We start from the raw sequence: 8,350 nt of genomic DNA on the forward strand, positions 1-8,350 counted from the left end.
GACGAGAACGGTGACCGTACCCACCACCCCGCCCGCGAGGGTCGGGAACGTGCAGTACCCGGTCGCCGACGTCGCTGCGGCGACCGACTTCTACCGGATGGCGTTCGGGTTCAGTCCCCGCTTCGTCGACGGCAGCCGCTACGCGGTGCTGGAGACCGGCGGGGTCGCCCTGGCCCTGGCCGGCGCCGAGGAGGACGTGACCGGCGGCCGCGTCGCCGCGTCGTGCAAGGTGCCCGAGGTCGCCGTCGCGGTCCGTGCTGTCGTCGTCGCCGGGGGCTCGGTGCTCCAGGACATCCAGCAGGGACCGCACGAACTGCGCGCCGTCGTCGCCGATCCGTGGGGCAATGCCGTCGTCGTGTACGGGCCGAACTGAGGAGGCGGAGTGCTCGAGCTCGAGGAGTGGGACCGGGATCCCGCCGCACTGCGCCGCACCTTCGCGTGCTTCCCCTCCGGTGTCGTCGCAGTGTGCGCGGCGGTCGACGGTGCCCCGGTGGGCATGGCCGTCAGCTCGTTCACGTCGGTATCCGTCGACCCGCCGATGGTGTCGGTGTGTGTCCAGACGATCTCGACGACGTGGCCGACGCTGTGCCTGCGCCCCCGGCTCGGGATCAGTGTTCTCGCCGAGGGCCACGACGAGGCCTGCCGGAACCTCTCCCGCAAGGCCGGCGACCGCTTCGCCGGGATCGAGTGGGAACAGACGGCGGATGGAGCCGTGTTCGTCCACGGAGCGACGGCCTGGCTGGACTGCAGCGTCGACGGTGTGGTTCCCGCCGGTGACCACACCATCGTGCTGCTGGAGATCCGCGGCCTGCGGGCCTCGCCCGACGTCGCACCGCTGGTGTTCCACGGCAGTAGGTTCCACGCGCTGACCGGACTCGCGCCGGCCTCCTGACCGTCGCGCGTCCACAAAGGTGAAGCTCGGTCCGGGCGCCCCGTCGGGGTGCCCGGACCGAAGTGTCAACGCGCGGCCATGCGGATGGCGCCGTCCATGCGGATGGTTTCGCCGTTGAGGTAGTCGTGCTCGGCGATCATGGTGACGAGGCGGGCGTACTCGGTGGGGTCGGCGAGGCGCTGCGGGAAGGTCACGGACTTGGCGAGGCTGGTCTGAACGTCCTCGGGCAGGCCCGCGAGCATCGGGGTCTGCACGATGCCGGGGGCGATCGTCACCACGCGGATGCCGTACTGGGCCAGGTCACGGGCGGCGGTGATCGTCATACCCGCGACGCCGGACTTCGAGGCGGTGTAGGCGATCTGGCCGATCTGGCCCTCGAACGCGGCGACGGAGGCGGTGTTGACCACGACGCCGCGCTGGCCGTGCTCGTCCGGCTCGGTCGTGGCGATCTTCTCGGCGGCCAGGCGCATGACGTTGAACGTGCCGAGCAGGTTGACCTTGAGCACCGTGTGGAACAGGTCGAGGTCGTGCACGCCCTTCTTCGACAGGATCCGGGCCGACGGGGCGATGCCCGCACAGCTCACGACCAGTCGCAGGGGCTCGGGGCCCTCGCCGGCGCGGTCGACCGCGTCCCGGACCGACTGCTCGTCGGTGACGTCGGCGGGGAGCAGGGTGACACCGTCGGGCGCCTGGGCGGCGGCGACAGCCTTCTCCAGGTCGAGGCCGTAGACCGAGACACCCTGCTTGGCCAGGTGGGCCGCGGTGGCGGCGCCGAGGCCGGACGCCGCTCCGGTGACGAGCGCGGAGATGCCGTTGAGCTGCATGAAAGGCTCCTTGTCGGGGAGGGTCAGCGCGCGAGGCCGCGGCTGATGACGAGTCGCTGGATCTGGTTGGTCCCCTCGAAGATCTGCATGATCTTCGCCTCGCGCATGTAGCGCTCGACGGGGAAGTCGCGGGTGTAGCCGTAGCCGCCGAGGACCTGCACGGCGTCGGTGGTGACCTTCATGGCGGCGTCGGTGGCGACGAGCTTGGCCACGCTGGCCTGCCGGCCGTAGGGGCGGCCGAGGTCGCGGCGGCGGGCGGCGTCGAGGTAGGTGGCGCGGGCGGAATCGACCGCGGCAGCCATATCAGCCAACAGGAAGCCCAGGCCCTGGTGGTCGACGATCTTCTTGCCGAAGGTTGTGCGCTCGTTGGCGTAGTCGACCGCGGCGTCGAGCGCGGCCTGGGCCAGTCCGGTGGCGCACGCGGCGATGCCGAGGCGCCCGGAGTCCAGGGCGCTGAACGCGATCTGTAGACCCTGGCCCTCGGCGCCGAGGAGGCGGTCGCTGTCGAGCAGGGCGCCGTCCCAGTTGGCCGTGGTGGTGGGGATGGCGTGCAGGCCCATCTTCTCCTCGGGCCTGCCGAACGACAGGCCCTCGGCCCGACCCGGGGCGAGCAGGCAGGAGATGCCGCGGCTGCCCTCGCCGGTGCGCACGAACAGCGAGTAGAAGTCGGCGCGGCCGCCGTGGGTGATCCACGCCTTGGTGCCGGTGACCCGGTACCCGCCCTCCTCCTTGACCGCCTTGCAGGCGAGCGCGGCGGCGTCAGAACCTGCCTGCGGCTCGGAGAGGCTGTACCCACCGATCCGCTCCCCCGCGAGCATGTCGGGCAGCCAGCTCTGCTTCTGCTCGGCGGTGCCGTAGGTCGCGATGGGGAAGCAGGCCAGACCGTGCACGCTGGTGGCTACGGCGACCGCGGCCCAGCGGGCGGCGAGTTCCTCGAGAACCTGCAGATAGACCTCGTACGGCTGGGCGCCGCCGCCGAACTCCTCCGGATAGGGCAGGCCCAGCAGCCCGGCCGCGCCCAGGGTCGCAAACAGCCCCTCGGGGTAGGTCTCGGCCTTCTCGTGCTCGTCGACACGGGTGGCGAGCTCCTTGTCGGCGAGGTCACGGGTCAGCGCGAGCAGGTCCTCGGCCTCCTGGTTGGGCAGGAGTCGGTCGACGGTCACGGTGCTCTCCGTTCGGTACGCACATCGGTACGATCGTCTCTACGAGAGTACCGTTAAATGATGCGTGCGAGACTGCGGGAGTGACCGGCACCCCTGTCCGCCGCGGCAAGACCCGCCGCGCGGAGCTCGAGGACGGGGTGCTAGCCCTGATCCTGGAGGAAGGGTTCGCCCACCTCACCCTGGACGACTTCGCGGCCCGGCTGCACTGCTCGAAGCGCACTCTCTACACGTTGGCGCGCAGCCGGGAGCAGCTGGTCCGGGCCGCCGTCGTCCGGTTCTTCCGGGACGCCACCGCGCGCGTCGAGGCCGCCGTGACGGAGGACGCGCCGATCCGTAGCTACCTCGAGGCCGTCGCGGCGGAGCTGGCCGCGGCGAGCCCGGCCTTCTTCGACGACGTGGCGTCCTTCCCGCCCGCCGCCGAGGTCTACGGCCACAACACCCGGGCGGCCGCGCGACGGATCGGCGAGCTCATCGAGCAGGGCGCCGCCGACGGCACCTTCCGTCGGGTGAACGCAGGCTTCGTCGCCGACCTCGTCGCCGCCCAGATGGTCCGCATCCAGCAGCGCGAGGTCGCCACGGCAACGGGATTGTCGGACAGCCAGGCGTACGCGGAGCTCGCGTCGCTGGTCACGGCGGGTCTCGTTCGTCGGACCTGACCGGAGTCTCCCGACCGGGGGACACCGCTCGTCCGAACTGGAGGTGCATACCTATCTCGGCGCGCGGCACGAGATCCTTAACGAGACCAACCGCGACGAGATCGAGGCCGATCTCGTGCATCGGCTCGACCGAGTGGCCCCGCTGCGTGGGGGCGGGAGTAGCCGTTCACTCGAACTAGGTATGCGTCTCCCCCTTGAGGGAGGAGGCACGGTGTGGCCAGGTTTCTACGCTCAGTGAATGCGGCCGGGGTACCCCGCGCAGGGGTGCCCCGGCTTGCTGTCTCGACGCCGGTGTCGTGCGCAGTAGAGAAGGGTGCTCCTATGTTGACTGTCGCTCCCCAGCGCTATCGGGCCGACGTGCTGCGCGCTTTATGCGTCGCCGGCCCGAGCGCCGTCGAGGCGGTGGCGCGCCGGTCCGGCATCAAGACCGGCATCGTCCACGGCGAGCTCCTCGCCGCGGAGGCGGTAGGTCTCGTCGTCCACTGCCCTGCTACCGGCCGCTGGTCCTCGTCGGCTGCGGGACGCGTGATGACTAAGCGGCTGGTCTCGGGGGAGGTCGACCCCGGCGCTCGCACCGGGCTGGGAAGCCTCGCCCGCCGTCTGGCCGATCTCGACCGTGAGGTCGCGGTCCTGATGTCGCGATGGTTCCTCCGCGAAGGCGAGACGGATGGCGAGCACGGAACTGTCACGATCAACGACCACACGGACCCAATCCACGATGCCGCGGTTCTCGAGGAGGTCAGCCGGTCTCATCCCGACCGGATCTCCGCGATTTACGCGGCGGTGGTCATCGTCCCGAGGTTGGAGCGCTACGCCGGGCGCCTGGCCGACGCCTGGCGCCGCGTCAGGCTCGGCGACCACGCCGCGCTCGGGGACCCGGACTGCGACCCCTACTTCGACGTCTGGGCAGAGTTCCTCCGCGACGTCCACACCCTCGCCCACTGATTGGGGCGAGGGTGAGGTGCTCGTCGCGCGCCTGGCGTCGGCCTGGGTCCCGACGGTTCCGGCCATCCGGTCCCCACGCGTACCCGGCCGCCCGCGGGACGGGCGTCTCGTGATGACTAGGACTGCGACGAGGCCGAGCAGCAGGATGCCCGCCATGGCGACCAGGCCGGTGTTCGTCGACCCGGTGCGGTCGACGAGGCAGCCCATCAGGAACGGGGCGACGAAGCAGGCTGCAGCCGAGGATGAGGTCGTCAATCTCGGCGGCGTCGAGCGCGGGCACCTGGTTTGGCGGCGTAGTAGGTGCTCGGGGCCACCTGCAAAACCCGGCAGATGGGCTTGACCCCGAGCGGCTTGCCCTCGACCACGCCGTCGCGGTGGGCGGCGATGAACGCCACTACCTGCGATGCTGGCGGTCGAGCTCCGCGATGCTCCTATGTCAAGCCGCAGCGAGTAGCTCGTTGTCGGTGCTGGTGTCCTTCTCGTCGGCGCAGCGCACGGTTGCGGGCGGTTCGTCGGCGCGCAGGGCGGCGAAGACCGCGTCGGACAGGCGGCGCCGCAGCAGCCGGAGGGCTTCGGTGCGGGTCTTGCCGGCCCCGAGGAGTTTCTCGACGTAGGCGGCGCCGGGTCCGATGCCGCGGGTCTGGTCAGGGCGATCATGTGCAGGGCGCAGTTGGCGGTGCGGTTGCCGCCGCGGTTGAGCCGGACCTTCCCCGCGGTGTTGCCCGACCACACCGGGATCGGGGCGGTGCCGGTGAAGCGGGCGTAGGCGTCCTTGGACCGGAAGCGCCGCGCCCCGGCGGTCTCGGCGAACAGCGTCGCCGCGGACAGCACCCCGCAGCCGGGTAGCGCCAGCAGAGTCGGGGCGAGCCGGCGCATTAGGGTGCGGAGTTCGCGTTCGAGCTGGTTGATCTGCACGGTCAGCTCGCGGCAGCGCGCCAGCTGTTCCCGGCTGACGCGCGCGAGCACCCCGTCACGCTCGGCGAGCAGCTCGGCGAGGGAGTCCATCACGCAGAAGCGGCGCAGCCCGCGGCTGGGCACCGCCAGGGCCGGGTCGAGTTCGTGCGGGTACCAGCGCAGCCGGCTCTGGATCCGGGTGCGTTCGGCGACCAGGTCCCTGCGGTGATCGACCAGCAGCCGCACCTCGCGGGCGGGCCCGTCGAGCTCGGCGATCGGCAGCCCGTCGTGGCGCAGCGCGGCGAGCGCGACCGCTTCGGCGTCGATCGGGTCGGACTTGCCCGGCTCCCACCCGCCCCGGCCATCAGCCGGGTCGGCACCCGCACCACCCGCGCCCCGGCGCCGAGCAGGTCGCGCTCGAGACGGCGAGTGAGATGCCGGCAGTCCTCCAAAGCGAAGCTGACCTGGTCCCACTGCCGCGACCAGGCGAGCAGCTTGAGGTGCCCGTCCGTGGTCGCGGCGACGGTCAGCTCGTCGAGCCGACGTCCGATGTCGTCGAGCGCGACCACGGTATGGGTCCGCTTGTGTGAGTCGGTTCCGATCATCACCACGAGGGCTGCTCCGAGAGATGCGTAGGGGTCGGTCCTCCGCATCGCCCGGGAGCGGGCACGCCTCAGTCGGCCGAGCGCATGCTCCTATCAGGCCACGCGTCCCGGGCGATCCGGACGCCTGCGCAGGGCCGCACATCGCGGAGAAGCCAACGCCGCGGCGATCCCGTGGCGAGCACCGAAGAAACGAGCGAACCCTGCCAGACATGATCATCGTGGCACTGACCCGAAGAAATTGGCGGCCCGCTTCAAAATCTCATTGGCCCGGCGCAGCTCGCGGACCTCCTGCTCGAGCTCGCGGACCCGGGCGGCCTCGTCGGTGCTCACGCCGGGTTCGTGGCCGTCGTCGATGTCGGCCTGGCGCACCCACAACCGCATCGACTCGACCCCGTAGCCGAGCTGCTCGGCCACCCGCTTACGGTCCCGTGATCGCTACCCAGCTCCGCGCGCAACGTGCGGACCATCCGCACCGCGGCGGCCTTCTCCTCCTCGGAGTACCGGCGCGTGCTCGGCTTGCCCGGCGACTGCTCTCTCGGCATGGCGCCATCCTCGTTTCCAAGTCCAGGACACTCCACCAGACCCAGGGCGAGTCAATCATCGACGCCGTGCCCGCCCCCGGCACCGCGGCCCAGGCGCGGCCGCCGACCCCTCGCTGGACAAGCGCGCAAGTCGGTGGCCAAGGCGCGGGCGAACAAGCTGGGCATCTACGAGGCCGCGAACCCGTTGCGGTTGCTGCCGTTCGAGCTGCGGATCCTCTCCCGCGGGCAGGGCCCGGACCGCTGGCTGGTCGACCTGTCCTCGAGCAGCGACCGGCTGATCGCGCCGCAGGACTACGACACGGTGGCACTGCCCGAAGACCCGGTTGTTCATCCCCGCCGAGTACGTGCCGCTGTGGGTGGACAAGGGCTGGAAGCGCCCCTGACCGGACGCCGAGGGGCTGCTCGCCGGGGAGACCGTGCCCGGCCCGGCGGCCCGGCCGGCGCGAGCAGGGCGCCGCCGGCCGCATCACCTGTGTCGTGCTTCGGGCCGTTCGGTGGCGCTCATCAAGATGTCGGCCCCGACGACACCGCCTTCGGCGGCTCCCGCTCCGGGTACGGGGTGTACGCCATCGGACTTACCAAGACCAACGAGGAGCTACCCGCCGAACGCGACTGGGTGCGCTCGTTCTGCCAGGCCCTGCAACCGCATGCGCGCGGCATCGGCAGCTACGTCAACTCCATGACCGAGTTCGAAGACGACCGGGTCCGCGCCTCCTACGGGCCGCAGAAGTACGCCCGGCTGGCAGAGAGCAAACGCCGCTACGACCCGGACAATCTGTTCCACCTCACCCCGAACATCAAGCCCGCATATGAACCGAGGGACGAGGGCTTTTCCGGGCGTCAGGCGCCCGCGAAGGTCAGCCGGGTGCCGGGCGGCGCCGGCTGATCGAGGTCGTCGACGATCGCGCCGTCGAGCAGGACCCGCCGCGCCTCGTGATGCAGCGCCAGGCGCTCGGGTGAGACGCCGGCGCCGAGCAAGCGGCTGCGAACGGTCGGGGCCTCGGGCCGGTTCTGCTCATCGCTCACGTGATCACTCAACGCCGGCACCCTCGCCATGGTGCGGCTCCGTGCCGAGGAGCACCCTGGCGGTGCGGACCGCGGCCGTCCGGATCGAGTCGGGCATGTCGGTGAGGCCGAGGGAGATGGTGTCGAGGATCGACGCGAGGCCGTAGGCGTGCTCCGGGTAGCGCTGGCCGCGGTACTCGTCCTGGACAGCGAGATGGCGAAGCCGGGCGGCGGCCTGGTCGATCAGCTCACGGTCGGCCCGCAGCCGGGCGAAGAGATCGCGTTCTCGCACGTGGGATCCCCTGATGGTCGGCGGCGGCCGGCGTCAGACATCTGATGGACGTCCGATCCCGACCGGTGGTCGACCGCGGGGGAAGCGCGGCTCGCCAAGCCTAGTTGCCAGCGTCGCCACACGCTGCCAGCGATCGCCAGTGACGAGGTCGACAGGTACTCGTGCGCCAGGCGGCACACGCGACCGAGGGTGGCGGACCTCCGCCTTCGCGAGCATCGTCGTACGTTCGGGCAGGTCGGACGTCGAGATTGCGGGCGGGGCCGAGTCACGGCGTATCTCTGCGCACGATCAACAGATCGAGGTCGGGTGAAGTGCTGCCCGTTACGGGTCCTGTAGGGACACCTGAGAGGACTCCGAGCTGTGACCTTCTTCGAAGGTCTCGGTCCGGCCTGTCGGCCGGGCTGTGTTTGCCAGTGGTGGGCCGCTTACTCCGCCCGGTCTCACGTTCCAGGGTGCTGGCGCATCGGCTGACGCCGACAGCCCTGCGGGCTGCCCTGGAGCGTGAGCCTCGCCGGGCGGAGTCGGGCGCGGA

The 8,350-nt window shown here is 71.0% G+C and carries 10 protein-coding genes and 4 pseudogenes; 5 read left to right on the forward strand and 9 right to left on the reverse strand.

Annotation, left to right across the window (positions count from 1 at the left end):
- Positions 1-10 precede the first annotated feature (10 nt).
- The gene (locus LWC33_RS15665; protein WP_233305118.1) at positions 11-373 is read left to right on the forward strand and encodes a VOC family protein; all 363 of its coding nucleotides are present in this window, start codon (positions 11-13) and stop codon (positions 371-373) included.
- 9 nt (positions 374-382) lie between these two features.
- Positions 383-892, forward strand: a complete 510-nt coding sequence (locus LWC33_RS15670; protein ID WP_233305119.1) for a flavin reductase family protein — start codon at positions 383-385, stop codon at positions 890-892.
- Positions 893-957: 65 nt separating this feature from the next.
- On the opposite strand, the gene LWC33_RS15675 is transcribed toward LWC33_RS15670, so the two are convergent.
- Together LWC33_RS15675 and LWC33_RS15680 are read right to left on the reverse strand one after the other, a co-directional pair.
- Complete coding sequence (locus LWC33_RS15675) at positions 958-1,716, reverse strand: SDR family NAD(P)-dependent oxidoreductase (RefSeq protein ID WP_233305120.1); 759 nt, start codon at positions 1,714-1,716, stop codon at positions 958-960.
- Between the two features lie 23 nt (positions 1,717-1,739).
- On the reverse strand, positions 1,740-2,879 hold the full coding sequence (locus LWC33_RS15680; RefSeq protein ID WP_233305121.1) for an acyl-CoA dehydrogenase family protein: 1,140 nt from the start codon (positions 2,877-2,879) through the stop codon (positions 1,740-1,742).
- A gap of 80 nt (positions 2,880-2,959) precedes the next feature.
- Between LWC33_RS15680 and LWC33_RS15685 the strand changes: the two genes are divergently transcribed.
- Complete coding sequence (locus tag LWC33_RS15685) at positions 2,960-3,535, forward strand: TetR/AcrR family transcriptional regulator (RefSeq protein ID WP_233305122.1); 576 nt, start codon at positions 2,960-2,962, stop codon at positions 3,533-3,535.
- Positions 3,536-3,856: 321 nt separating this feature from the next.
- Positions 3,857-4,480: a hypothetical protein gene (locus LWC33_RS15690; protein ID WP_233305130.1), complete on the forward strand. Its 624-nt coding sequence runs from the start codon at positions 3,857-3,859 to the stop codon at positions 4,478-4,480.
- Between the two features lie 263 nt (positions 4,481-4,743).
- On the opposite strand, the pseudogene LWC33_RS15695 reads toward LWC33_RS15690, so the two are convergent.
- The 5 genes and pseudogenes from LWC33_RS15695 to LWC33_RS15710 all read right to left on the reverse strand — a co-directional run.
- Positions 4,744-4,902 (reverse strand): annotated as a pseudogene (locus tag LWC33_RS15695) (IS3 family transposase); the annotation flags it as partial.
- Between the two features lie 14 nt (positions 4,903-4,916).
- Positions 4,917-5,210 (reverse strand): hypothetical protein, encoded by a 294-nt coding sequence (locus LWC33_RS15700; protein ID WP_233305131.1) that lies wholly within the window; start codon positions 5,208-5,210, stop codon positions 4,917-4,919.
- A pseudogene (locus tag LWC33_RS36045) lies at positions 5,180-5,848 on the reverse strand (transposase); the annotation flags it as partial. The pseudogene LWC33_RS36045 and the gene LWC33_RS15700, both read right to left, overlap by 31 nt.
- Positions 5,794-6,027: pseudogene (locus LWC33_RS36535) on the reverse strand (IS110 family transposase); the annotation flags it as partial. The pseudogenes LWC33_RS36045 and LWC33_RS36535, both read right to left, overlap by 55 nt.
- 183 nt (positions 6,028-6,210) lie before the next feature.
- Positions 6,211-6,521 (reverse strand): annotated as a pseudogene (locus LWC33_RS15710) (transposase); the annotation flags it as partial.
- A gap of 133 nt (positions 6,522-6,654) precedes the next feature.
- On the opposite strand from LWC33_RS15710, the gene LWC33_RS15715 reads away from it, so the two are divergent.
- Complete coding sequence (locus LWC33_RS15715) at positions 6,655-7,407, forward strand: BBE domain-containing protein (protein ID WP_233305123.1); 753 nt, start codon at positions 6,655-6,657, stop codon at positions 7,405-7,407.
- On the opposite strand, the gene LWC33_RS15720 is transcribed toward LWC33_RS15715, so the two are convergent.
- Both LWC33_RS15720 and LWC33_RS15725 read right to left on the reverse strand, forming a co-directional pair.
- Entirely contained in the window at positions 7,362-7,547 is a 186-nt protein-coding gene (locus tag LWC33_RS15720) for a hypothetical protein (RefSeq protein ID WP_233305124.1), read from the reverse strand. The two genes, LWC33_RS15715 and LWC33_RS15720, sit on opposite strands and share 46 nt — an antisense overlap.
- 4 nt (positions 7,548-7,551) lie before the next feature.
- Positions 7,552-7,818 carry a hypothetical protein gene (locus LWC33_RS15725; RefSeq protein ID WP_233305125.1) on the reverse strand — a complete coding sequence of 89 codons (267 nt, stop codon included), beginning with the start codon at positions 7,816-7,818 and terminating at the stop codon, positions 7,552-7,554.
- Between the last annotated feature and the right edge of the window lie 532 nt (positions 7,819-8,350).

This window comes from Pseudonocardia terrae (assembly GCF_021343995.1).
Taxonomy (GTDB): Bacteria; Actinomycetota; Actinomycetes; order Mycobacteriales; family Pseudonocardiaceae; genus Pseudonocardia; species Pseudonocardia terrae.